The sequence below is a fragment of the Mesorhizobium loti R88b genome, from assembly GCF_013170845.1.
In the GTDB taxonomy this organism is placed as follows: domain Bacteria; phylum Pseudomonadota; class Alphaproteobacteria; order Rhizobiales; family Rhizobiaceae; genus Mesorhizobium; species Mesorhizobium loti_B.
The window spans coordinates 1833775-1857223 of record NZ_CP033367.1 but is presented as its reverse complement, the minus strand read 5'-3'; the positions used below and the strand labels follow the sequence as shown (position 1 = coordinate 1857223).

The 23449-nt window shown below is 62.3% G+C and carries 17 protein-coding genes and 1 tRNA gene; 10 read left to right on the top strand and 8 right to left on the bottom strand.

Annotated features, from left to right (window positions below; translation table 11 throughout):
* Window positions 1-70 precede the first annotated feature (70 nt).
* The 3 genes from EB235_RS09055 to EB235_RS09045 are packed head-to-tail and all read right to left on the bottom strand — an operon-like array spanning window position 71 to window position 2701.
* The gene (locus EB235_RS09055) at window positions 71-955 is read right to left on the bottom strand and encodes an HlyC/CorC family transporter (protein ID WP_027031313.1); all 885 of its coding nucleotides are present in this window, start codon (window positions 953-955) and stop codon (window positions 71-73) included.
* A gap of 1 nt (window position 956) precedes the next feature.
* Window positions 957-2093 carry a 3-dehydroquinate synthase gene (gene aroB / locus EB235_RS09050; RefSeq protein WP_027031314.1) on the bottom strand — a complete coding sequence of 379 codons (1137 nt, stop codon included), beginning with the start codon at window positions 2091-2093 and terminating at the stop codon, window positions 957-959.
* Entirely contained in the window at window positions 2090-2701 is a 612-nt protein-coding gene (locus tag EB235_RS09045) for a shikimate kinase (RefSeq protein WP_027031315.1), read from the bottom strand. The genes aroB and EB235_RS09045 overlap by 4 nt, the downstream gene beginning before the upstream one ends.
* A 211-nt stretch (window positions 2702-2912) precedes the next feature.
* On the opposite strand from EB235_RS09045, the gene EB235_RS09040 reads away from it, so the two are divergent.
* The 5 genes from EB235_RS09040 (at window position 2913) to EB235_RS09020 (ending at window position 6877) form a co-directional block, all read left to right on the top strand.
* The gene (locus tag EB235_RS09040; protein ID WP_015315495.1) at window positions 2913-3065 is read left to right on the top strand and encodes a hypothetical protein; all 153 of its coding nucleotides are present in this window, start codon (window positions 2913-2915) and stop codon (window positions 3063-3065) included.
* A gap of 14 nt (window positions 3066-3079) precedes the next feature.
* Window positions 3080-3997, top strand: coding sequence for a site-specific tyrosine recombinase XerD (locus tag EB235_RS09035; protein ID WP_027031316.1), 918 nt, complete (start codon window positions 3080-3082; stop codon window positions 3995-3997).
* A gap of 98 nt (window positions 3998-4095) precedes the next feature.
* Entirely contained in the window at window positions 4096-5046 is a 951-nt protein-coding gene (locus tag EB235_RS09030; protein ID WP_027031317.1) for an acetyl-CoA carboxylase carboxyltransferase subunit alpha, read from the top strand.
* Window positions 5047-5307: 261 nt separating this feature from the next.
* Window positions 5308-6627, top strand: a complete 1320-nt coding sequence (locus tag EB235_RS09025; protein WP_027031318.1) for a L,D-transpeptidase family protein — start codon at window positions 5308-5310, stop codon at window positions 6625-6627.
* A 7-nt stretch (window positions 6628-6634) separates the two neighbouring features.
* The gene (locus EB235_RS09020; RefSeq protein ID WP_027031319.1) at window positions 6635-6877 is read left to right on the top strand and encodes a sulfurtransferase TusA family protein; all 243 of its coding nucleotides are present in this window, start codon (window positions 6635-6637) and stop codon (window positions 6875-6877) included.
* A 3-nt stretch (window positions 6878-6880) separates the two neighbouring features.
* On the opposite strand, the gene EB235_RS09015 is transcribed toward EB235_RS09020, so the two are convergent.
* Together EB235_RS09015 and EB235_RS09010 are read right to left on the bottom strand one after the other, a co-directional pair.
* Window positions 6881-7990, bottom strand: coding sequence for a CobW family GTP-binding protein (locus EB235_RS09015; protein ID WP_027031320.1), 1110 nt, complete (start codon window positions 7988-7990; stop codon window positions 6881-6883).
* A 3-nt stretch (window positions 7991-7993) separates the two neighbouring features.
* The gene (locus EB235_RS09010; RefSeq protein WP_027031321.1) at window positions 7994-9157 is read right to left on the bottom strand and encodes a D-alanyl-D-alanine carboxypeptidase family protein; all 1164 of its coding nucleotides are present in this window, start codon (window positions 9155-9157) and stop codon (window positions 7994-7996) included.
* Window positions 9158-9452: 295 nt separating this feature from the next.
* Here EB235_RS09010 and EB235_RS09005 point away from each other — a divergent pair, with 295 nt between their 5' ends.
* From EB235_RS09005 to EB235_RS08995, 3 genes are all read left to right on the top strand, one after another.
* Window positions 9453-10616, top strand: a complete 1164-nt coding sequence (locus tag EB235_RS09005; RefSeq protein ID WP_027031322.1) for a M20 aminoacylase family protein — start codon at window positions 9453-9455, stop codon at window positions 10614-10616.
* A gap of 85 nt (window positions 10617-10701) precedes the next feature.
* A tRNA-Arg gene (locus tag EB235_RS09000) sits at window positions 10702-10778 on the top strand.
* Between the two features lie 293 nt (window positions 10779-11071).
* Window positions 11072-11713 carry an alpha/beta hydrolase gene (locus tag EB235_RS08995; RefSeq protein ID WP_027031323.1) on the top strand — a complete coding sequence of 214 codons (642 nt, stop codon included), beginning with the start codon at window positions 11072-11074 and terminating at the stop codon, window positions 11711-11713.
* A gap of 646 nt (window positions 11714-12359) precedes the next feature.
* Here the strand turns inward: EB235_RS08995 and EB235_RS08990 are convergent.
* Window positions 12360-14579 carry a mechanosensitive ion channel family protein gene (locus EB235_RS08990; RefSeq protein WP_027031324.1) on the bottom strand — a complete coding sequence of 740 codons (2220 nt, stop codon included), beginning with the start codon at window positions 14577-14579 and terminating at the stop codon, window positions 12360-12362.
* Between the two features lie 478 nt (window positions 14580-15057).
* On the opposite strand from EB235_RS08990, the gene EB235_RS08985 reads away from it, so the two are divergent.
* Window positions 15058-17289, top strand: a complete 2232-nt coding sequence (locus EB235_RS08985; protein ID WP_245268842.1) for an SAM-dependent methyltransferase — start codon at window positions 15058-15060, stop codon at window positions 17287-17289.
* Window positions 17290-17296: 7 nt separating this feature from the next.
* Here the strand turns inward: EB235_RS08985 and EB235_RS08980 are convergent, their stop codons facing one another.
* Both EB235_RS08980 and EB235_RS08975 read right to left on the bottom strand, forming a co-directional pair.
* Window positions 17297-17977 (bottom strand): redoxin domain-containing protein, encoded by a 681-nt coding sequence (locus EB235_RS08980; RefSeq protein ID WP_027031325.1) that lies wholly within the window; start codon window positions 17975-17977, stop codon window positions 17297-17299.
* An 18-nt stretch (window positions 17978-17995) separates the two neighbouring features.
* Entirely contained in the window at window positions 17996-21295 is a 3300-nt protein-coding gene (locus EB235_RS08975; protein WP_027031326.1) for an ATP-binding protein, read from the bottom strand.
* A 354-nt stretch (window positions 21296-21649) separates the two neighbouring features.
* Between EB235_RS08975 and EB235_RS08970 the strand changes: the two genes are divergently transcribed.
* On the top strand, window positions 21650-23419 hold the full coding sequence (locus EB235_RS08970; protein ID WP_027031327.1) for an adenylate/guanylate cyclase domain-containing protein: 1770 nt from the start codon (window positions 21650-21652) through the stop codon (window positions 23417-23419).
* Window positions 23420-23449: the final 30 nt, after the last annotated feature.

Below are 23449 nucleotides of genomic sequence, written 5' to 3'. Positions count from 1 at the left end.
GCCCCAGCGCAAAATGCACCGTGATGCCGCGAAGTTCCAATGAAGGATTGGTAACATAGCCGCCGGGCCGCTACGCGACGGGCCTGATCCTTACTCTGGCAATGCGGTTCTTGTCGCGCTTCATGACAATGAAGCGCTTGCCGTGGAACGTGAAGGCCTGCTTTTCCTCAGGGATCGACTGCGCCTCATGGATAACGAGGCCGGCAATAGTGGTCGCTTCCTCGTCCGGCAGGTTCCAGTCGAGCGCCCGGTTCAGGTCGCGGATCGGCACCGTGCCGTCGACAACAACGGAGCCGTCGGCCTCCTGTTTGACGCCCTGGATGTCGACATCGTGCTCGTCGGCGATTTCGCCGACGATCTCCTCGATGATGTCCTCCAGCGTCACCAGCCCCTCGACCTCGCCATATTCGTCGACGACGATGGCGAAATGCGCCTTGCGGCGCAGGAAGGCGTTGAGCTGCTCCTGCAGGGTCGTGGTGTCGGGCACGAACCACGGCTTCGAGGCGATCTTCATCACGTCGATCCTGGAAAAGTCGTTGCCGACTTCGTTCAGCGCACGCAGCAGATCCTTGGCGTGCAGCACGCCGACAATGTTGTCGAGCGAGCCCTTCCACAGCGGCATGCGGGTGTGCGGGCTCTGCAGGATCTCGCGCACCACCGCTTCCGGCGCATTGTCGGCATTGACCGAGCGCATGTTGGTGCGGTGGACCATGATGTCGGAGACTTCGAGCTCGGCCAGATCGAACAGGCCGCCGACGCGATCGCGGTCCTCGCGCACAACCTGGCCGTCACGGCGGAAATCGTCGACCGCACCGCGCAATTCGGCCTCGCTCGAGCGCTGCGGCTCGATGCGCGACAGCTCGTAGCCAAACATGGCAAGCAGGCGCGTGCGCACGGCAACGACCAGCAGGATGAGGATGGCAAGGACGGCGACGACGGTCCAGCCGGTGTCCATCTCAGCCGGCTTTCCCATTGGCTGGATGATTTTCGCCGAGGAACGCCAGCACTTCCGAGGCCGGTACATCCTTGGCGATGAAGGCCTGGCCGATGCCGCGTGTCAAGATGAAGGTCAGCGCCCCGCGCGACACCTTCTTGTCCTGGCTGATGAAGGAAAGCAGCGCCTCGGCATCAGGCAGATCGCCTGGAATATCGGACATCCGCCACGGCAGGCCGACGGCGCGCAGATGCGCCTCGACGCGTGCCGCGTCGTCGGGGCTGGCCAGGTTGAGCCGTGACGAAAAACGATAGGCCAGCGCCATGCCGATGGCGACCCCTTCGCCATGGACGAGGCGGGTTCCGTCATACTGCGTGGCAGCTTCGAGCGCGTGGCCGAACGTGTGGCCGAGATTGAGCAGGGCGCGGTCGCCGGTCTCGAACTCGTCGCGGGCGACGACATCGGCTTTGGCCCGGCAGGCTTCAGCAATCGCCTGCGCCCGCTCCGGCCCGCCGGCGAAAACTTGTCTCCAGTTCGCTTCCAGCCAGCCAAAAAACTCCGGCCGGTCGATCAGCCCGTATTTGGCGAGCTCGGCATAGCCGGCGCGGAATTCGCGGATCGGCAATGTATCGAGCACTTCGGTGTCGGCCAGCACCAGCTTGGGCTGCAGGAAGACGCCGACAAGGTTCTTGCCGCGCGGGCTGTTGATGCCGGTCTTGCCACCGACGGAGGAATCGACCTGCGCCAGGAGCGAGGTTGGGATCTGCACGAAATTCATGCCACGCCGCACAATGCCGGCGGCAAAACCGGTGAGATCGCCGATAACGCCGCCGCCAAACGCGATGACGACGTCGCCGCGCTCCAGCCTGGCTGCCAGCACGCCATCGACCACCGTCTCGAGATGGGCAAAGCTCTTGGTTTTCTCGCCCGGTGGCATGGTGATGACGGTGGGCTGGACGCCGCCCTTCTCAAGCCCGGCCTTCAGCGTATCGAGATGTGCGGCGGCAACATTCTCGTCGGTAACCACAGCGGCACGCGTGCCCGGCAGGCGGCGCGAAATCTCCTCACCGGCACGCGACAAAAGGCCGGAGCCGATCAATATGTCGTAGGCCCGGTCGCCAAGCCCGACTTCGACGGTGACGGGCTGATCCGCGCTCACGATTCGACCTCGCCCGTCGCTGCAATTTCATCGATGCCGAAATGCCGGCACAGTGCGTCCAGCACCTCGGCGGCGATGACTTCCTTGCGGTCGTCGCGGGTTGGCACGGTGACATCAGCGGTTGCATAGACTGGATAGCGCTCCCCCATCAGCCGCTCCAGCACGGCCCGGGGATCGGCACTTTTCAAAAGTGGCCGGTTCTGCTTTTTCGAAACCCGGTCCATCAAAAGGTCGAGTTCGGCCTTCAGCCACACCGACACGCCGTGCGCGGCGATCGCCTCGCGCGTCTGCGCGTTCATGAAGGCGCCGCCGCCGGTCGACAAAACCTGTGGACCGTTCTCCAGCACGCGCAGGATGACGCGCTGTTCCAGCGCCCTGAACTCGGTTTCGCCATAGCGCTCGAACAGTTCCGGAACGGTCATGCGCGAGACGCTCTCGATCTCCTGGTCGCTGTCGATGAAAGGCAACGAAAGCATGGTCGCCACCTTGCGGCCGATCGCCGTCTTGCCGGCGCCCATCAGGCCGACAAAGACGATGGACCGGCTGCCCAGCCGGCCAAGCAGTGCGGCGTGGGTCTCGCCTGGAGGATTTGCCTGGTGCGCGTTCATCAGCTGTTTCTTGGACCCTCTTTGCCGGCGTATCGACATGAAAAGCCCGTTTGCGTCAAGCGTGCCGAGCACAGGCAAGCCTATATCGGCCCGGAGATGCCTGCATCAGAAGTTGCTAACAGGCCTCCGCTTCTTCCTTGAATTGGTCGGATTGGCGTCCCATAAGGGCACAGGGTTTGGAAACGCAGAACAAGAAGGCGAGCGAAAATTGATGCCGACACTGTTTCGCTTTGTCGTGACCCTCGCGATTCTGGCCGGCATTGCCTATGGTACGATGTTCGCGCTGGTGATGTTCGTCGAGCCGAAAAAGGCCGAGATGAGCGTGCGCATCCCGCCGGAAAAGCTGAATCCCAAGAAGAACTGATCGACCAACAGGACATGAACAGCGCCGCCCGCATCGAGGCCTTCCTGGAAATGATGAGCGCCGAGCGCGGTGCCGCCGAAAACACGCTGTCCTCCTATCGCCGCGACCTTGAAGATGCTTCGAGCGGGATCAATGGCGGGCTTGCCGGAGCGGTCGCCGCCGATATCCGCGCCTATCTCGACGACATTGCCGCGCGCGGTTTCGCGGCGACCTCGCAGGCGCGCAAACTGTCGGCGATCCGCCAGTTCTTCAAGTTCCTCTATGCCGAGGGCTTGCGCACCGACGACCCGACCGGCACGCTGGACAGCCCGAAAAAGGGCCGCCCGCTGCCCAAGACGATGAGCGAGGCGGAGACCGGGCGGCTGATCGACCGCGCCGCACAGGAAGCCGGTGACGCCGGGCTCGGCTACGCTGACAGTCTGGCAGCACTTCGCCTGCACGCACTGGTCGAGGTGCTCTACGCCACCGGTTTGCGCGTTTCCGAGCTGGTCGGCCTGCCGGTCACGGTGGCGCAGCGCGACGACCGTTTCTTCATGGTGCGCGGCAAGGGGGACAAGGAACGCATGGTGCCGCTCTCGGCCAAGGCGCGGGTGGCGATGAAGACCTGGCTAGCCGCTCGCGCCAAAGTGCCCTCTTTCGCCGACAGCCCGTTCCTGTTTCCGGCAGCGTCGGACAGCGGCTATCTCTCGCGCCAGGTCTTTGCCCGCGACCTGAAGGGGCTGGCGGCGCGGGCCGGCATCGCCTCGGCGAAAATATCGCCGCACGTGCTGCGCCATGCTTTCGCCAGCCATCTCTTGCAGAACGGTGCCGATCTCAGGGCCGTGCAGCAGCTGCTTGGCCATGCCGACATATCGACGACACAGATTTATACCCATGTGCTGGAAGAGCGGCTGGTGCGGCTGGTCAACGATCATCATCCGCTTGCCGACTAGGCCTCATATCGCTATGTGAGGACGACATTTCACCGCCCGGAGCCTTGGTTTCAATGGTTCCGCAGTCCTTGCCTTCCGACGTATCGGTCCGCCCAAGCATGTACAATTACCTCGATTTCGAAAAGCCGGTGCAGGATCTTGAGCTCAAGATCCTCGAGCTCAAGAAGCTTGCCGAGAATGGCGAGGCGGTCGATGTCGCCGATGAGATCGCCAGGCTCGAGAAGCGTTCCCACGACGCGCTGCGCGAACTCTACAAGGCGCTGACGCCGTGGCAGAAGGTGCAGGTGGCGCGCCATTCCGACAGGCCGCACTGCGTCGACTACATCAAGGGCCTGTTCAGCGATTTCACGCCGCTCGCCGGCGACCGCAATTTCGGCGAGGACCAGGCGATCGTCGGCGGTTTTGCCCGCTTTCGCGGCGAGCCTATTGCGATCATCGGCCAGGAAAAGGGCTCGGACACGACGAGCCGCCTGAAACACAATTTCGGTTCCGTGCGCCCCGAAGGCTACCGCAAGGCGGTGCGTTTGATGGAGCTTGCCGACCGTTTCAAGATCCCGCTTCTGACCTTGGTCGACACCGCTGGCGCCTATCCCGGCGTCAGTGCGGAGGAACGTGGCCAGGCCGAAGCCATCGCGCGCTCGACCTCAGCCTGCCTTGGGCTGAAAGTGCCGTCGATCTCGGTGGTCATCGGCGAAGGCGGTTCGGGCGGCGCCATCGCGATCGCCACCGCCAACCGCGTCTATATGCTCGAACATGCCATCTATTCGGTGATTTCGCCTGAAGGGGCGGCCTCGATCCTGTGGCGGGACACCACCCGCTTGAAGGATGCGGCGACCAATATGAAGATCACCGCGCAGGACCTCCTGCAGATGAAGGTCATCGACGCCATCATCCCCGAGCCGATGGGCGGCGCCCAGCGTGCGCCCGAAACTGTGATTGCCGCGACCGGCGACCTCATCGCCAAGACGATGAAGGAATTTGCCGGTGCCAACACCGACTTCCGCGAACAGCGCCGCGAAAAATACCTGGCGATGGGCCGTAGCCTCTAAGTAGCCCTGATGGCGCAACAAGCCCATCGAAAGCCCCTGCCCGCGGAAATGTGGCGGCGATGAGCAATTTCGCCACAAAAATGCCGCCGCATTCGGGTCAATGAAGTTGTCGTAAGGGGTTGGGAAATTGCCGTGAGCGGTTGGTCGAAGCTTGCGGTAAGGAATTTTCAAGGTTAACGGGCTTACGGTCCGTCGGTGTTCAGCATACGGGCTCGGCTGTTGCGAAGCCATTGGCCCGAGGGAAAAGACATAGCCGTACCCATGTTTGCCAAGCTTGCCCGTACCGGTGTCATCATCAGCTCGATAGTCGTTGCCGGCTGCAATGATTCGTCGATGAAGGACTTTGCCCCGGAAGCCAACAAACCGCTGCCGGACAAGATTCTGGCCGACATGAAGGCCAAGGGCATGATCCGCACCTCCTCGGTGATGGCGCGCATCTTCAAGGAAGAGGGCAAGCTCGAGATCTGGAAGGCCAAGACCAACGGCCGCTACGACATGGTGGCGAGCTACGACATCTGCAAATGGTCGGGCAAGCTCGGCCCCAAATACACTGAAGGCGACCGCCAGGCACCGGAAGGCTTCTACACGGTGCGCCCAGCGCAGATGAACCCGCGCTCGAACTACCATCTGTCCTTCAACATCGGCTTTCCCAACGCCTACGACAAGGCCAATGGCCGCACCGGCCAAAACCTGATGGTGCACGGCGCCTGCTCGTCGTCGGGCTGCTATTCGATGACCGACGCGCAGATCGAGCAGATCTATGCCTTCGGCCGCGACGCCTTCCAGGGCGGGCAGACCGAGTTCCAGGTCGAGGCCTTCCCGTTCCGCATGACCGCCGCCAACATGGCGCGTTATCGCAACGACCCGAACTACGAATTCTGGAAGATGCTGAAGGTCGGCTACGACAATTTCGAGGTCACCAAGGTACCGCCGAAAGTCGATGTCTGCGAAAAGCGCTACGTCTTCAACCAGGTTGCCGCCGATGGCCAGACCTTCGATCCGACCGGACCCTGCCCGGCAACCACCCAGCCGGATTCGCTGAAGAGCGCCTACAATTCCTACCAGAGCACCTATGACGCGGCCTTCAACAGCGCGCTCAAGGCCAGCGTACCGCCGCCCAAGCCGACCATTGCCGGCATCAAGGAAGCCAGCATCGTCTCCGACTGGTCGAAGCGCCGGGCGCGCGGCGAGCGTGTGCCGATCGATCCGCCATCGCTCAATTCCAATGGTACGGTAACCGAGACGGCGCGCATGGGCCGCATCGATTCGCCGGCCGGCCGCAAGATGGCGGCACTTGATGCCGAGAACGCCGCCAAGAAGAAGGCCGAGGAACAGAGGCTGGCCGCCATAGAGGCTGCCAAGCAGGCCAAGGAAGCCGCCAAGGCCCAGGCGCTCGCCGAAAAGGAAGCGGCCAAGGCTGAAAAGGAAGCAGCCAAGGCCGCCAAGGAAGCGCCGGTCGCCACCGCCACCATCGCGGCGCCGTCCGAAGCTGCCCCGGCGGCCGAGACGCAGGCTGCAAGCGCCGATGAGAGCCGGGTGACCAAGCTCAAGAACAAGTTGCTCGGCATGTTCGGCGGCTGAGCCTGTCGTGGCCGAGGCTACCGCAATCTATGATCTCAAGGGCCTGAACTGCCCGCTTCCGGTGCTCAAGGCGAAAAAGCGCCTGGCCGGGATGCAGCCGGGCAGCCGGCTGTGGCTCGAAACCACCGATCCGCTCGCTGTCATCGATATCCCGGCATTCTGTGCCGACAGCGGTCATCATCTGGTGGAATCGTCGCCCGTCTCCGGCGGACATCGCTTTCTGGTCGAGCGAGGCGAGCAGCGATCGTAGGAGCTACCGCCCGGCGATCGCCAGCGGGTTGTTTTCCAGCGCCGCGCGATCGGGCGTGTCGATCGACGGCCGGTTGGTGAAGGCTGCGAACAGCCGTCGCACATAGTCCTCCGGCATATCGAGCGTGATCAGCACCAGCCGCGTGCCGCGCTGACCATCCGGCCAGGCCGGCAATTGCACCGGCGGGTGCAGTATCTTCTGCACGCCATGGATCACCAACGGGCGCGACGGGTCTTCCCTGAGCTCGATGACGCCTTTCATGCGCAGCAGCTTCTCACCATGCGTCGAGCGCAGCAGGTCGAGAAACATTTCTATGGCTGAAAACGGCACCGGACCGTCATGGACGAGCGAATAGGAACGCACACGCTGGTCGTGCCGGTGGCCGTGGTCATGATGGTCGTGGTCGTGACCATCGTGATGGTGATGGTCGTGATCATGCGCCGCTTCTTCGCCAAGCCAGCGCCGCACGTCGGCGGATTTGGTGGCGGGATTGTAGAGGCCGCAGTCAAACAGCGCCGCCACGCCTGTTTTCGAGTTGCCGGCATCAAGCAGCTCGGCACCCGGATTGACCTGCCGCAAGCGCGCCCGCAGCGTGTCGAGGTCGCCGGCATCGGTCACCAGATCGGCCTTGCTGAGCACGATGCGGTCGGCGACCGCGACCTGCTTGACCGCCTCGACATGGCCGTCGAGCGTGGCATTGCCATTGACCGCGTCGACCAGGGTGATGACGCCGTCGAGCCGAAAGGCCTGGACAAGTGCTGGATGCCCCATGATCGACTGCAGCACCGGCGCCGGATCGGCGAGGCCCGTGGTCTCGACGATGACGCGGGCAAGGCGGGCGATACGGCCGGTCTGCAGCCGGTCGACGAGATCGGCCAGCGTGTCGACCAGTTCGCCGCGCACCGTGCAGCACAGGCAGCCGTCGGAAAGCTGGATGATGCCGTCGGAAGACTGCTCGACCAGCAGATGGTCGATCGCCACCTCGCCGAACTCGTTGATGATGACCGCCGTATCGGCGAGAGCCGGATCCTTCAGGAGCCGGTTGAGCAGCGTCGTCTTGCCGGCGCCGAGGAAGCCGGTCAGCACCGAGACGGGAATGGGAAAGCCGCTCATTGGCTAGTTGGCACCCTTGGCCGGCTGGTCGCCCTGAGCGGCGGTGCCCACGACTTTCGGCCCGGTGCCTTCCGGTGCCGGCTTGTCGGGCCGCCAGCTCGGGATAGGCACATCGGCATAATTCTGGTCGCCCAGGGCGAGCAGGGCCTTCGGCGCCGGACCAGTGGCACCGCCAAGGCCAACGGCAACCAGCGTCGGCACATGGTCGAGCTTCTCCTGATAGGGCGATTTCGGCACATCCTTGGCGGCTACCGGCGGTGCCTCGGACTGTTCCTCCGCCACCTTCTTCTTGCAGATCTCGTCATGCATGTCGTTGGGCGAAGTCGTGTCGCCATAAGGTGCCAGCGTGGTGATGGTGGCCGAACCGGTGGCCGGCGCGTCAAATCCCTCGTCGAGCAGTTTCGCCGCCGTCTCCGCACGGCTGACCGCCGACTTCTCGCCAAGCACCACGGCGACCAGCGTGCGGCCATTGCGCGTCGCCGAGCCGATCATGTTGAAGCCGGAAGAGCAGACAAAACCCGTCTTCATGCCATCGGCGCCGGGATATCGGCCGATCAGCAGATTGTAGTTCGGGATCGCCTTCTTGCCGACCGCGAGCCCCTCGATCGAGAACCACGGCGCATATTGGGGGAACTCGCGGCGGATCGCCATCACCAGGACCGAAAGGTCGCGTGCCGTCGTGTATTGGTCCGGCGAATAGAGCCCGTTCGGATTGACGAAATGCGTGCCGTTCATGCCAAGCCGGGTCGCCTCGGCGTTCATCCGTTCGGCGAAGGCGGCCTGCGAGCCGCCGACATTCTCGCCGACCGCCATGGCGATGTCATTGGCCGATTTGACCAGCATCATCTTCAGCGCATTGTCGAGCCGCATCACCGATCCCGGCTTGAAGCCCATCTTGCTTGGCGGCTCGCCGGCTGAGTGTTTCGTCACCTTGATCGGCGAATCGAGCTGAACTTCACCGGCCGCGATCGCCCGGAAGGTCACATAAGCGGTCATCAGCTTGCTGAGCGACGCCGGATACCAGCGTTTGAACGCATCCTGATGCTGCAGGATCTGGCCGTTCTTCAGGTCGAAGACAACCACCGGATTGGCCAGCGCCGACCCGGCCAGGACCGACAGCATGATTGCGCCAGCCGGGAATAGTTTGAGGAAATGCCTGTGCCGCATGATCAAATCCGAAATCGCCTCTTGCCGTAGTCGCCCCTGGCTCCGTAAGATTTCGTTACGTGACCGGCAGCATAATGAGTCCGACCCTCAAAAACGGACCACATCGTTGCGGTGCTATTTACCCTATGTGACGCCAACATGGCAAAGTGCCTGACAATCACAATCGCAAGAGACCGGGCACAATCGCAAGAGACCGGGCACAATCGCAAAAGCCCGGCCCCAATCGCAAAAGACCGGCCACAAATACAAAACACCAGGCTGAAGCCGGCTGCTCCAACCACGAAATGGAACCATCATGCCAATCCTGAACCGCGCCGCTGAAATGCAGGACGAAGTTGCCGGCTGGCGCCGGCACCTGCACCAGACGCCCGAGCTGAACTTCGATGTCTTCAAGACGGCGGCTTTCGTCACCGAAAAGCTGAAAGAGTTCGGTTGCGACGATGTGGTCACCGGCCTCGGCAAGACCGGCGTCGTCGGCATCATCCACGGCCGCCAGGGCGAAGGCGCCACCATCGGCCTGCGCGCCGACATGGATGCACTGCCGCTCAACGAGATCACCGGCAAGCCCTATGCCTCGACGGTGCCCGGCAAGATGCACGCCTGCGGCCATGACGGCCACACCGCGATGCTGCTTGGTGCCGCGAAATATCTCGCCGAGACGCGCAATTTCGCCGGCTCCGTGGCGGTCATCTTCCAGCCGGCGGAGGAAGGCGGCGGCGGCGGCAACGAGATGGTCAAGGACGGCATGATGGAGCGCTTCGACATCGCGAAAGTGTTCGGCATGCACAACATGCCGGGCCTGCCTGTCGGCCAGTTCGCCATCCGCCCAGGCCCGATCATGGCGGCGACGGCCGAGTTCACCATCACCGTGAAAGGCCGAGGCGGCCACGCGGCGATGCCGCATGGCACGATCGACCCGATCGTCATCACCAGCCAGTTGGTCGGCGCGCTGCAGACGATTGCCTCGCGCAGCACAGATCCGGTCGAGGCCGTGGTGGTCTCGGTGACCAAGTTCCACGCCGGCGACGCCTATAATATCATTCCCGAATCGGCCGAGATCGCCGGCACCGTGCGCACCTTGCGCAAGGAGATCGCCAAGAAGTCCGAGGAGCGCCTCCGCGCCATCTGCGACGGGATGGCGACCGCTTTCGGCGCCAGGATCGAGGTCGACTTCCAGGCAAATTACCCCGTCACCTTCAACCACGCCGAAGAGACGGTGTTTGCCAGCGACGTCGCCGCAACTGTCGCCGGCGACGCCCATGTCCACCGCGGCATCCAGCCGGTGATGGGCGGCGAGGACTTCTCCTACATGCTGGAAGCCCGCCCCGGTGCCTTCATCTTCATCGGCAATGGCGACACGGCCGGCCTCCACAACCCGAACTATGACTTTAATGACGAGGCCATCCCGCACGGCATGAGCTACTGGGTGAAGCTGGCCGAAACGGCGCTGGCCGCCTGATACATCCAACGCAATGGGCTGGCCGATTTGCATTCGGCCGGCCTCTTGGCGAAACGATCCGAAGCGGCTATGTGTCGGGCCGCGTGGTCCCGTAGCTCAGTAGGATAGAGCGGCAGATTCCTAATCTGTAGGTCACAGGTTCGATTCCTGTCGGGATCACCAGCAAAATCAGATAGTTGGGAGGTTAGCGCCGTACTTTTCTGTCAATTAGTACGGCAATTAGTACGGCAAAGTTCCTATAGACAGCCGGCAACCGTCCTAAGGGCGTTCGAATCTCTCCTATTAGGTTCTAGTGGATTGAACCGGACGCTTGGTATCCTCCAGAGAGCGTTCTCACGGTTCGGGAGGAGCGGCGCGGCCCTACACGTTTGAAGAACCGAAGGCTCGCGGGAAGGTGGCATATTCATCAGCTCTCTGCCAAACTTCTCCCGGGGGAAGTCAAAGCTCACTCACCCATGCAATTCCGTTTCGTTGAACCCAGTGCCCCGTCTTCGCCGCCTCTAATCTTTCTCCACGGCTCCGGCGGCAACGAAACGGACATGTTACCTGTCGCTGCTGCTGCAGCTCCGGGCGCCGCTGCATTCTCGGTTCGCGGAGCGGTAAAGTGGGAGGACGGCTACGCGTTCTTCGGGCGATTTCCCGACCGAAGTATCGATGAAGACAGTATCCGGGCAGAAGCTCCGGCTCTCGCTGCCTTTATTGCCGATACCATCGCAGCGCATTATTTTCAGAGCAAACCGATCTTGGTCGGGTTCTCCAACGGCGCGATCATGGCTGCTGCGTTGGTGATGCTGTTCCCGAACTTGGTGCAAGGAGCCGCACTGTTGCGCCCGCTTTCACCGTTCGCGATGCCAACTGAGACAAGATTGCCGGCCACGCCGGTGCTCGTCATTGATGCCCTTAACGATGCACGGAGGCAGGTAGGAGACGGTCTCGATATGGCTTCGCAACTGCGTGATATGGGGGCAATTGTCACTCACCACAGCCTCCCTACGGGCCACGACCTCACCGAAGGCGATCTAGATCTGCTACGCGGCTGGTTGATGAAGCGCAACGTGTTCGCGACGACCGGTTCGCGACCTTGTCGCCGACCTTGATGCTGCCCTCCGCGATGGAAAAGAGTCTGGCGCGTCTGGTGCCTTCGTCAAGCCGGCGTTAGTATGGCACTCTTGTTGGCTTGGGGGAATGGAGTGCCGCAGCCTCAGGGCAAAGGTGACTACCGGGGAGGATCAACGGTTCTCTCGAATTCTGGCCATGGTTTCGGCCCGCTTGCTCCCGCTCCGACTCCCACAAGCGTCGACCAAGTGTTGAAACTGGGTTTTTGGTTCCCTGCATCTGAAGGGAAAAACCCGAAGCGCAAACGGAAGCGTCGCGGACGCCGGCTATTATATTCCTGACCCGATGGCCGTTGCGGCGAGCCCTTCCCCGGAGATCGCCATACCCAAGCCCTCGCCGAAACTTTGGCCACCCGCGAAACCCTGTATGTGAACAGCGGGCACCCGGCGTGCTGCCGGTCAACCTGGCTCAAAATCCAGGCGCTGATAGACCGGCTCGGGCCTGACCATGTTCCATGCACCAAGATCTTGTCAGGGTGTTTATCTGCTCGACATGCGAGGCCACAGGACGCGATCGGCGGCCGGTGTTCTTCACATGCGCGCCTGATTTCGAACGCCACCGGCAGGCGCGCAATCCCCGGCAAATGCACGAAAAGCCGCCTTATGACCGGCAGGTGTTACAGCTTTCCTACTCCGTTGTGCTGGCTTTTTTTCTGCGCCGATTGGTGTGCGACTGCGCGACGGCCATTTGCAACTCGGGTGCGATCTCCAACGGCGCATTCTCTGCCTCATGTGGGTTCTGCAGCCCCTGGACGTGGACGGTCGGAAATGGCAGTTCGATGCCCTGCTCCTTGAAGGCTTGGCGGATGCGTACATAGAATTTGCGTTTCATACCGAAGGCGCCTCCGGGTCTGGTCATGGCCTTGACCCTCAACACGATGCCGTACTCGCCGAATTCCTGTACGCCCTGCATCTTGATCGGGTCGAGTACCCAGTGTTTGAACTCGGGATCTTCCGCCAGTTCGAGACCGATCCGCTTGATCAGCTTGCGAGCGAAGTCGATATCGGTGTCATAGCCGACGGTGATGTTGAATTTGTCGATAACCCAGTCACGGCTCTGGTTCTGGACTGCCCCGAGTTCACCGAACGGTATCGTGAACAGCGGACCACGATGGTGGCGCAGCTTTACCGAGCGCAGCGAGAAGCTTTCCACCGTACCCTTGTAATTGCCCGAGGAAATATATTCGCCGACACGAAACGCATCATCGAGCAGAAAAAACACGCCCGAAATGACGTCCTTGACGACGGTTTGTGCGCCAAAGCCCACAGCGACGCCGACGACGCCAGCGCCGGCGATCAGCGGGCCGATCTGGATACCCAAAGAGGCGAGCATCATCAGCACCGCCATCACGATGATCAATGCGAGCAGCATGTTCTGGAGGATCGGCAAGAGCGTGTGCAGCCGTGCCTGCTGCGGATCGAGGATCGGAACGTCCTCCTCGTTGATCACAGGGTGCGGCATTTCGATGCCCAGCTTTCGTTCGATCAAAGCCTTGATGATCGACCAGCCGAAATCGGCTGCGAGGACAATGACCACGATGTTGATCAAGCCGCGCAATATGAACGTCGTCGTCGTATCACTGTCGCGCATGGATTGCATGTCCAGGCCCAAGACACGCGCGAGGAAGTAAGCCGCCGCCAGGATCAACATCATCCGGATTCCGCGATCGATGACCGCGATCGTCACCGCCGGGATCGTAGGCCGGCCAACATCTTCCGAACCCGGCCGCAGGACGAAATTGACCCCGCGCTGCGTCAGCACGATTGCCAAAGGCAGGACGAATGCGGCCAAGGTAAACCAGAACCATGTGTACAGGCCGGCGATACGCTCCAGGAACAGAGCGACGAAATAGGACGTCAACAACCATGTCGCTGCCGTGTGACCGTGCCCATCGTCCCGGCGCATTCTTGGCCGGCGCCAGACGGCAAGCAGCAAGAGCACCAGCAGCACGAAATCGGCGCCCACCGACAGGACCATCATCCCATCGCGGTCGATGCCGAGACCGGGCAGGAGGATAAAAGCGGCGGCGAAGAAGGCGAAGACGCCGACGGTCCGCGACAGCCAATAGGACCAATGGTCGGCCGTCTCGTTGGTGATCGGCAAGGCACGAACCTCGACGGCGTTCTCAACATGCATGAAGGAAGGGACGAGCAGGGCTATGACGTACGTGCGCACACCCCACGTAACGACGGCAGCCATCAGGAATGTCAGCACAATCTCACGGATGAGCATTGGCCAGTCGAACAACATGAACGCGCCGGCGCTGCCCACCGCGAACGAGACGATCAGCAGGCTGGAATAAAGCAGCCGACCACCAATCTTCTTGGCCCGCCCGATGGGCGTATCCTTCGGTTGCGCGATAATCCAAAGACGAAATGGACGGGTGAGTTTGTACGTGGCCCAGGTCAGCGCCAGGCCGGCGGCGATGAAAATCGCAATCAGCAAAAGTACGCCGGCTGGCCCCCTGCTGGACATATCCTCCATGGTCGCTTCCCGAACGCGCGCGAACTGGCCAGGCAGCGAGGGCAAGGTTCGCACGATCCGTTCGATATGATGCTTGATCCGATCGAGCGTCGAGGATGCCATCGTATTCATCTGGCCGGGTGCGGCCACGGCGTCGGACGATGCGTCGGCCGGCGAAACTCCCGCCGCGGCAGGCGCTGCCGTTGACCCGGAGTCCTGATTTCGTTGTTCGGCCACCCAGGCCTTCACTGACGGATCGTCGAGAAGCTCGAACAGCTGTTTGACCCTTTCAGGCGGGACGGTCGCTGGTGACTGCGCCTGTGCCGGACCAGCCAGCAAGAGGGCGATACCAGAGACGAGCGGCCCGGCAATCAGGACAACCATCGCCGTCAGATATCCGAGACGTCGTGCCCGGCGTGCCAGATTCCTGGCTCCCAATCGTCGAATCATGCGTGGCATCGTGCTGTAACCTTCCGGTCAAATCGGCAAGCAACGACATCTATGTCCGTCGTTGCTACTAACTTCAACAAGCCAATGTTGTGGTACAAGGCGTCATCGGTGCGGGCTAGACCGTTGCGCCAGTTACTTGGCGGTGTCTACTAGCCCTCAGGGGAGGTATTTCGACCTCGGCTCGGAACTCCGGGCGTTTCCATGAACCGGGCATAGGTGATTCTGGGCACAGAACGCCGGCACCAGGATCCCAGGCCATACACGAGGGGCATGAGCGCTTGCCATTCAGCCTGTCACCAAGCCTTTTTGCCTGCCTCTAATCCTCCCCGACCTTGACAGAGCAGTGCTGCCATCCGATGCCGTCATCCGTTTTTGACATTCGCCGACTCTTGCGGGAAAAAACGAAAGCTCGATGGCCAACGATAATGCGAACGGCGGTACTGCTTCCGAAGCCCTTGCGTGGACCGCGTTGCGGAACGCCGCGTCGGATTGCGGCCGCGGCTCGCGCTCGATCGATCCGCAGTCCCTGCGCGCGCTCCCCGCAGGACGTAAGTGGACACATGAGATCGCCAAGGTGATCTTCGACGGCCTTATGGCTGGAAGCCTGTCGGTGCCGGCGCAATTGGCTTCCAGGTGGGGCAGGTTCGGCAGTTCCCTCACCGAGTTGATCATCGAACTCGGCAAGGTCTGGGACAATCCCGCAGCGGGTCGCCGCGTCCAGTATCAGCTTGAGCAAATGCTTCTCGATGCCGACGATCTTGCCGCGCCGCGCAGGCTGGCGCGGATACTTGGAATTCGCGTCGACGCACGCAATCCGACCGCGATTGAACTACCGGAAGGCATCGATCGAATTTATGCCTATCTGATGGAGGACGGCCAGATCGAGGCTGTCTTGCAGTTTGGCGTGCTCGGGACAGTGACAAGGGATCATTGGATTGAGTTGATCCGGAATATCGTGCCCGCTGAGCGGCTTACAGACAGTACGGCAAGGCTTGCTGGACGATCAACCGTGCCGCAGGAGGGCGCCGGTGTCGACACGTCAAACACGCTTGCAGCCGAGGCATTGTCGTCCACAGCCGAACGCCGGTCCGATCCGGACAGTCACTTCGGCAAGCTCGCCCAATTGGCCGCTGAAGCGCGGGAACTGGTCCGGTCGAGCGCCGAACCAGCACAGCCTCCTGCCGCGCCGCGCCGAGCACGGACCACGGACAGGAATGATCGCACGGCGTTCTGGAATAGCTATTTCGCGACCGAGGATCCGTGGAACTACGGCTCGCTATATGAGCAGGAAAAATATGAGCGGCAGCTCGAAATCCTGCCTGCCGGTCCCATCGGACGGGCGCTTGAGCTGGCTTGCGCGGAGGGCCACTTCACGCGGCAGCTGGCGTCGCGTGTGAGCCATTTGACCGCAACCGACATCTCCGCCATAGCCATCGAGCGGGCCCGTGCGCGATGCAGTGATCGGCCTAACATTGAGTTCGGCGTGCTGGATTTCGCTGTGGACACGCTGCCGGGTGAGATGGATCTGATCTTTTGTTCGGAAGTGCTCTACTATCTGGATGATCTCGCCGAGTTGCGACGCATCACCAAAAAATTCGCCGAGGCGTTGGCGCCTGGCGGCAGTTTCATCAGCGCGCACGCATTCGTCCTACGTGACAATGTTGAAAGGACGGGCTTCGACTGGAACACATTCGGTGCCCAAGCTATCTCGGAGACGCTGGCAGCGACCGAAGGCCTCGTGCTCGAGCAATCGATCCAGACCGAGCTCTACCGCATAGACCGTTTCCGCCGCCTGTCGCCGGACGATGTGGCGACGGAACCGATGATCGATCATGTGCCAATCCGCGCGCGTATCGAAATCGGGGTCGCGCGAAATATCATTTGGGGCGGGGCGCGGGCCTTGCGCCGCGACGTCGCGCGTAACGAGCGGCGGCAGCGTGTCCCTGTCCTCATGTATCACAGCGTCTCCGATGATGGTCCGGCCGCGCTCGCCCGTTTTCGACTCACGCCTGCCGCATTCGCCAGCCAGATGGCATGGCTGCGCGCCAATGGCTTTCACGCGATTAATTCAGAGCAGTTGGAAGGGTGCATCGCCAACCGCCAACCTTTCGTTGGCCGCCCAGTGCTCATTACCTTCGATGACGGCTTCCAGAACTTTGCCGACCAGGCCTGGCCGACCTTGCGCGCGAACGACCTGACCGCGGAAGTGTTCCTGGTGACGGACTTGGTGGGTGAAAGTGCACGGTGGGACGCGCACAGCGGTCCGCCGACGCCGCTTATGGACGCTGGGATGGTGCGACGCCTCGCCGGCGAAGGTGCCTTCTTCGGAAGCCATATGGCGACACATGGCGCGATCGATGGTCTGTCGAGCTCTGACCTGGCCGCCGAGCTCCTGCGCTCCCGTATGTTCATCGAACGGTGGACCGGTCGGCCAACCACGGCGTTCACGGCACCCTTCTCTGTCACCGACCGACGGCTTGGCCGGCTGGCCAGGGAGTGCGGCTATCGGGTCGGCTTCGGCGCCAGACACGGGCCGGCGGACCTCGATTGCGATCCCATCGACCTTCCACGCATCGAGATTCGCGGGGATCGCTCGCTCGATCACTTTGTTGCCATTGTCGAGGCCGTGCTCAAGGAGCGGTGAACTTTGTCTATTGGGCGACTTGCGACACGGCCGACATCAGCTCCCGTGGGTTTGGCGCCCCAAACATGTACCGCCCACCCTCTGGAACCTCCGTGAAGCTCCAGCGCACGATCCCCTGCCGGTCCAGCAGGAACTGACCGACCAATTGCCCGTATCCCGTTGCCATCATCTGCTTGTCGGCTTCGGTCAGTTCGTAATGGTCCTTCTTGTCGAGAATTTCGCCGGCCGCCATGGGATCCATTGGACCGGGCAGCTCGCCTGGCATGTCGACCCGCATATCCTTCGCCGCTGCCATCGCGACCTTGTACGGCCAGTTCGTCTCGTTTTCGGTGAATTCGAGATTGGGCAGTCCAAAAGCCCGATGAGAAGCACGTTCAGGGTCGGAGGCCGCAAGCAGATTCGGCATCGGGTGGTAGCGGAAATAGAGACGCGCCCGTTCGATCGGCGTGTTGACCACCGTCAGGCTCCCCACGCCCTTTTCGCGCAGCTCCGGATCAAGCCGCGCCTGGGCGGCGATATGGCGCCGGCAAAATGCACAATGAAGGCCTCGAAACAGGCCGACCAGCACCGGTTTTTGTCCGCGAAAGTCGTCAAGCGCGATCTTGCCTTCTTGGGTAATGGCGTCGAGTATCACGTTCGGCGCACGGTCGCCCGGTTGAAGCGGTACCAAGTCACTAGGCGCAGACATGTCCAACCTCCCGCCCGGCTAGTCGAGAAAAGGCAGCACCACAAGCGCTTCCGGGTCGAGCCCGTGCTGGGCGCATATATCCTGCGCCAAGGAAAAGTAGCGCTCGGCCTCGGCCAGATTGTCGAGGTCGAGATTAAGCGTTGCGAGACCATCATAGCACGGAAACAGCAATTGGGGCTCGCCCGTTTCGCGGGCTACGTCCAGTGCTTCGTGGAACAAGCCAACCGCCAGTTCCGGGCGGCCATTGCACTGGTGGATCTGCCCAAGCACGATCAACGGCACCGGCAGGTGCTCGCGCTGGTCGAGCGCCCGGTCGATCTCGATGGCCTGCTCGGCAGCAGGAACGCCCTCCGTTGGACAACGATCCGTGAAAGTACAACAGGCGACCGCCAGATTGACGAGGAGGCGCGCCTGGAAGCCCAGATCGCCAATATGGCGCGCCACTTCAAGACCGCGCCGGCAGACCTCCATCGCCCGGGCCGGATCGATGGTCGTGTAAAGCACGCCGAGATTGGTGTAGCCGCGGCAGGCCGCACCCGCCAGACCGGCGGCTTCGGCCAATTCAATACTGCGCTCGACCTCACGCACCGCTTCATGGTTTCGCCCGAGACGAGCCAGTGCGACAGCCTTGGTGTTGAGTGCCTCGGCTGTCACAAGAGTGGCATCGCGCCCGACCTCGGAGACATGCTCCGTCGTCAGCGTCCTTACGCAGTCCAGCGCCGCGTCTGCCCATTTTGTTGCGAGCGCGTGATCTCCGCTGCGGAATGCCTGTCGGCCACGCTCCTGCCACAGATGCGCCTGCTCGACTGGGGCGTCCGCTCCATCGAGGAGCACTGCCGCTTCGGCATAGCGGGATTCTGCGTTGTCGCGCTTGCCGACATCCCAGAGCAGCCGACCGATCTTGCGCAAAACTCGCGCCGCAGCGACCCGATCGGCTGACTCGCGATGGGCCTGCAACACCGTCTCGTAGTGCTGGTGCGCGATCTCGCGGCGGCCTGCCGGGCCGCTCAAATCGGCAATGCGCTCTGCAATTGCCAGTTTGAGCGGTGTTTGCCTGGTCGCGTCCAACGCGGTCAGTGCTCGCTCGTAGAAACGAAGGGCGTCGTCATTGGCGTATATCATGCGAGCGCGATCGCCTGCGGCCTGCAGGTAATGCGCGCCCCGCTCCCGCTCGGCGCTCTGTGCGAAATGATGACCGAGCACGGTCAAATCCTCGAGCCGTTCCGGCTTGTCGCCAAGCATTTGCTCCAAGGCGGCGCCGACCCGCCCGTGGATGTCGGTCCGGCGTTGCAGGAGCAGGTTCTGGTAAATCACATCCTGCAGCAATGTTTGCGTGAAGCGGTAGCTTTGCGACGAGACAGAGCCTGATCCGGCAACTTCCTCGATGATCTCCGCATCGCAAAGCAGTTCGCAGCCGGCTTCCAGCCGGCCGGGGTCGGCCGTCACCGTTTTCAGAAGTGTGGCATCGAAGCGCGGGCCGATGACCGCGGCTTCCTGGGCCAACCGGCGCACCTCTGGCGGCAGCCGGTCGACACGAGCAAGCAACATTGCCTGGATAGTGGCGGGAATGCCGGTTGCGACGTCGCCTGCCACGGTCCGCCATCGCTGACCCTCGCGCGTCAACAAACCGCGATCGATGAGGCCGCGAACGATCTCCTCCATAAAAAGCGGATTGCCGCCCGCGCGCTCGAGGATCTGGTCGAGAAGCACTCCCGCGGAGTTTACCCAACTCTCGTCGAAAAGCGCCGCCAGCAGGTTGCGTCCGTCATCCCTGTTGAGCGGCGAAAGCCTGAGCGCCGTGTGACTGACGCGACTTGAGTCGAGCTGGCCGTTGTCCGGCGCCGGACGATGCGTGACCAGCAACATCAGCCGTGTGCGTTCCAGCTTGTCCATCACGAAACGCAGTGCCTCGAGCGACACGGCGTCGGCCCAATGCAGATCTTCGACGACAATCAACAGCGGCGACAACGCAAGCCGCCGTTCGATGATCGTGCGGACTGCGTAGAGAATTTGCCGCCGCAACTGCTCGGGCTCGACATGCTGCAAGGCGGCCTCGGGGTCCCCAAGGCCAAGCACATGGTAGAGCAAAGGCATCAGCCGCTTCGCCTCCTCGCCCTGCAGGCCGAGATCGGTGAGCAAGCCTGCGAGCTTGCCCCGCATTTCGTCGCCATTGTCGTGTTGCATCATCCCGGCGGCGCTGCGCACCACTGCGCCCAGGGCGCCGAATGATTGTTCGCCCAGCGGTGAGCACGTGGCCTGCCGCACCGCGACATTGCGAAAACGATCCTCGTCGCCGATGCGGGCAACGAGCTCCTTCACCAGCCGCGATTTTCCGATACCGGCTTCGCCGACGAGGCGGACAAGTTGGGCCGAGCCGCCGCACGCCTGGTCAAGGCTCGCCAGCATTCTGTTGAGCTCCGCATCCCGACCCATTATCGGCGCGCTGAGGCCGAGCGCTTCGAGCCCACGCGCTGCACGCGGCGCCGCAAGCGGTGCATCCAATCGATGGACGAGCACACTGCCGGCCTTGCCGCGAAGGACGACATCGCCCAGCGATTCGTAAGAGAAGGCATGCCGGGTCAGCCTGTGCGTGAGCTCGCCCACCAGCACCTCGCCCGGTGCGGCCAGCGATTGCAGGCGTTGCGCCGTGTTCACCGTATCACCCGTCACCGAGTAGGATTTGGCGGTGCCGATGCCCAATCCGCCGGTGACGACCGGACCAGTGTTTATGCCGATGTGGAGTAACAGAGGCGTGCCGGAGTGGGGTGCGCTTTCGCCGAGCCGCGCCGTCCGGGCGATCATGTCGAGAGCAGCGCGAAGCGCACGTTCCGGATCGTCCTCATGCGCGACCGGCGCGCCGAACAAAGCGAGCAGTGCATCGCCGATGAATTTGTCGACGAAACCACCAAAGTTTCGCACGGCCGCCGTCAATTCCTTGAATAATTCGTTCTGCAGCGCTTGCATGACCTCGGGGTCGAGTTGCTCGCTGAGTGTCGTGAAGCCGCAGAGGTCGGCGAACAGGACCGTTACCGTCCGTCGATCGGCATCAGAGACGGTGTGCGCCCCTTCTTCGCTTTCGATGTTCGCAAGCAGCGACGGCGTTCGAGAAGGCGGCACAATGGTCCGGCTTAGTGTCGGAGCAGGCCGTTCGACCGCCTTTGCGGGCGCACCGACGCTTGCCCCACATTTCGGGCAGAACTCGAAATCCGGTGCGCAGAGGTAGCCGCAACTGGCGCACGGCACGGGCTGGCGCCTGCCACACTTCGGACAGAAAGCGTAACCGCCTTCAACCTCGAAACCGCAGCCCGAGCAGTCCATCGGACAGACCTCACCAGAGCATGATGCCGAAAAGTGTGAACCGGTTTTCGGACGACATCATGCTCTATCTCTTTGACTTAGAGACGGATTCAGACCTCAGATCGATTCGACCCGAAATCATCCGGCTCTAGGGGCCGTGACGGCGTGATCTTTCTACGCACTTCACGGCCAGGGCATTCACAGGATGAACCGATAGCCGTCGACCGGCAAGCGGCAGCGCAAATGGGCATCGAGCAATCAGTGTGGGTCCTGTGGCAAAGCGCTGCCGATTCGGGCGGCTGCATCGCCGTCGTTTGCGAAAGTTCCCTCTTACCCTCCGTCTTCCTGCTATCTTGGAGATGAGGAGACGGACCCATGAGCGAGAACCGTAAGCTGGCCGCGATCCTGGCTGCGGATGTGGTCGGATACAGCCGGCTCGCGAGCGCGGACGAAGATCGTACTTTGGCGAGGTTGCGGGCACTGCGCAGCGACCTGATCGATCCGATCATCGCAGTGCACCACGGACGGGTGATCAAGCGCACCGGGGATGGGGCGCTGGTTGAGTTCCGCAGTGTGGTGGATGCCGTGCGCTGCGCCGTTGAGATTCAGCACGGTATGGTTGAGCGCAATGCCGGCGTACCGCAGGACCGCCGCATCGAGTTCAGGATCGGCATCCATCTTGGGGATGTGGTCGAGGAAAGCGACGGCGACCTGATGGGCGACGGCGTCAACATCGCCTCGCGCTTGGAGGGCGTCGCAGCGCCCGGCGCCATCTGCCTGTCCGAGGATGCTTATCGTCAGGTCAAGGCGAGGCTCGACCTCTCGGTCAGCGATCTCGGCAGCACACAGCTCAAGAACATCGCCGAGCCGATCCGGGTCTATTCGCTGCAAGTCGGCAGCGCCGGGACCAAGGCGGCCGCGACTCCACAAACCGCGACGAGCCGGCCGGCCACGGCAGCGCCGAAACTGTCCATCGCCGTGCTGCCGTTTGCCAACATGAGCGGTGACGCCGAACAGGACTACTTCGCCGACGGCATCTCCGAAGACATCATCACGGCGCTGTCCAAACTGTCACAGCTCTTCGTCATCGCCCGCAATTCGTCGTTCACCTTCAAGGGCCAGAACGTCCATGTGCAGGACGTAGGCACGAAGCTCGGCGTGCGGCATGTGCTCGAGGGCAGCGTACGCAAGTCGGGCAACAGGGTGCGCATCACCGCGCAGCTCATCGATGCAACCACGGGCGGCCATCTCTGGGCAGAGCGGTTCGATCGCGACCTCACCGACATATTCGCGGTGCAGGACGACGTGACGCAGCAGATCGTCAGTGCGCTGGCACTCAACCTGACTGAGGATGCCCGTCTGCGGCTGGCGCCCGAGCACCCTCGCAACACCGAGGCGTATGACTGTTTCCTGCGCGGCCGGGAGCTGTGGCACCGGCTGACGAAGGAGACGAACCTTGCGGCTCGCGAGCTCTTGCAACACGCAACCGAACTGGACCCGAATTTTGCCTCTGCCTACGCTTTCCTCGCCCTCACGCACGGCATCGATTACCTGAACAGGTGGGGTGCGTCGCCGCCGGAATCGATGGCGCAAGCCGAAGAGGCCGCGACGCGAGCGGTAACGCTCGATGACAATGATCCCTGGGCGCACTGGGCGTTGGCGATAGCCAAGCTGTATACACGACGGCACGATGAGGCCATCGAAGAGGTCGAGCGCGCACTGGTCCTCAATCCGAACTTCGCAGAAGCGCATGTCTGCCGCGGCGAAACGCTGTACTATTCAGGCAGACCTGAGGAGGCCCTTGAGAGTTTCGCCCGGGGAAAGACCTTGAACCCATATTTTCCGGATGTGCTTCTGCACTTCCAGGCTTTGGCGTTGTTTCAACTGGGAAGGTACGACGAGGCCGTTGACCTCTTGCTGCAACGGCTGGCTCGCAATGCTACCACCGATGTCTCGCGCACGCTGTTGGCCGCCAGCTATGGCCATCTCAGCCGTTTCGCCGAGGCCCGCGCGGCATGGCAGGAGGTGCTTCGCGTCAACCCCGATTATTCGCTGGAATATCGTCGCAAAGTTCTGCCTTACAAGAACCCGGCCGATTTCGAACTCATGGTCGAAGGGCTCCGCAAGGCCGGTGTGGTGCAATGACAAATGAAGCCATGCGGCTGCGCACCAGAA

Bases quoted from the DNA above. Each gene is read 5' to 3' on its own strand.
- EB235_RS09015 (WP_027031320.1), bottom strand. From the start codon at position 7,990: ATGAGCGGCTTTCCCATTCCCGTCTCGGTGCTGACCGGCTTCCTCGGC.
- EB235_RS09035 (WP_027031316.1), top strand. From the start codon at position 3,080: ATGAACAGCGCCGCCCGCATCGAGGCCTTCCTGGAAATGATGAGCGCC.
- EB235_RS09005 (WP_027031322.1), top strand. From the start codon at position 9,453: ATGCCAATCCTGAACCGCGCCGCTGAAATGCAGGACGAAGTTGCCGGC.
- EB235_RS09045 (WP_027031315.1), bottom strand. From the start codon at position 2,701: ATGAACGCGCACCAGGCAAATCCTCCAGGCGAGACCCACGCCGCACTG.
- EB235_RS09025 (WP_027031318.1), top strand. From the start codon at position 5,308: ATGTTTGCCAAGCTTGCCCGTACCGGTGTCATCATCAGCTCGATAGTC.
- EB235_RS08990 (WP_027031324.1), bottom strand. From the start codon at position 14,579: ATGGTTGTCCTGATTGCCGGGCCGCTCGTCTCTGGTATCGCCCTCTTG.
- EB235_RS08995 (WP_027031323.1), top strand. From the start codon at position 11,072: ATGCAATTCCGTTTCGTTGAACCCAGTGCCCCGTCTTCGCCGCCTCTA.
- EB235_RS09010 (WP_027031321.1), bottom strand. From the start codon at position 9,157: ATGCGGCACAGGCATTTCCTCAAACTATTCCCGGCTGGCGCAATCATG.
- EB235_RS08970 (WP_027031327.1), top strand. From the start codon at position 21,650: ATGAGCGAGAACCGTAAGCTGGCCGCGATCCTGGCTGCGGATGTGGTC.
- EB235_RS08985 (WP_245268842.1), top strand. From the start codon at position 15,058: ATGGCCAACGATAATGCGAACGGCGGTACTGCTTCCGAAGCCCTTGCG.
- EB235_RS08975 (WP_027031326.1), bottom strand. From the start codon at position 21,295: ATGGACTGCTCGGGCTGCGGTTTCGAGGTTGAAGGCGGTTACGCTTTC.
- EB235_RS09055 (WP_027031313.1), bottom strand. From the start codon at position 955: ATGGACACCGGCTGGACCGTCGTCGCCGTCCTTGCCATCCTCATCCTG.
- EB235_RS09040 (WP_015315495.1), top strand. From the start codon at position 2,913: ATGCCGACACTGTTTCGCTTTGTCGTGACCCTCGCGATTCTGGCCGGC.
- EB235_RS08980 (WP_027031325.1), bottom strand. From the start codon at position 17,977: ATGTCTGCGCCTAGTGACTTGGTACCGCTTCAACCGGGCGACCGTGCG.
- EB235_RS09030 (WP_027031317.1), top strand. From the start codon at position 4,096: ATGTACAATTACCTCGATTTCGAAAAGCCGGTGCAGGATCTTGAGCTC.